This window comes from Actinomyces sp. S6-Spd3 (genome assembly GCF_000758755.1).
GTDB lineage: Bacteria > Actinomycetota > Actinomycetes > Actinomycetales > Actinomycetaceae > Pauljensenia.
This window is the reverse complement of record NZ_JRMV01000025.1, coordinates 1-557: the sequence shown is the minus strand read 5'-3', so window position 1 is coordinate 557 and position 557 is coordinate 1. Positions and strand designations below refer to the sequence as shown.

Genomic DNA, 557 nt, shown 5'->3' with positions numbered 1-557 from the left:
GCCATCGAACAACTGCGCCTTACCGCTTTCGTCAATCAGACGATCACCATCACGGTTAGGCAGAGTGTGCGAAAGCAGGCCCTTTAATGCCTCCGGCTCCAAACCGTCGAACACCGGCGTAGCAACATTCGTACGAGCCGGGGCCTTAATCCCCTCTTCTGGAATGTACTTCGCCCAGTTCTCGCCGTTCTTCACTGCCTCGGAAATGTCCCAACCCATCGCGGCAATCCAGCCGAGGTGGTACTCCAAGACCTGACCCAGGTTCATTCGCGGCGGAACACCCAGCGGGTTCAAAATAATGTCAACCGGCGTGCCATCCTCAAGGAACGGCATGTCTTCAACCGGGAGAACCTTCGACACAACGCCCTTGTTACCGTGACGACCAGCCAGCTTATCGCCGATCGTGATCTTGCGGCGCTGAGCCACGTAGACGCGCACCTTCTGCTGCACGCCCGGTTGCAGGTCATCCTCATCCGCGTTCTGCTCGCGAACACCAATTACGATGCCCGACTCGCCGTGCGGCACGCGCATCGACGTGTCGCGAACCTCGCGCGCCT

At 59.2% G+C, this 557-nt stretch carries 1 pseudogene; it reads right to left on the bottom strand.

Annotated elements, in window-relative coordinates:
- Nucleotides 1-557, bottom strand: a pseudogene (locus HMPREF1627_RS00190) (DNA-directed RNA polymerase subunit beta); the annotation flags it as partial.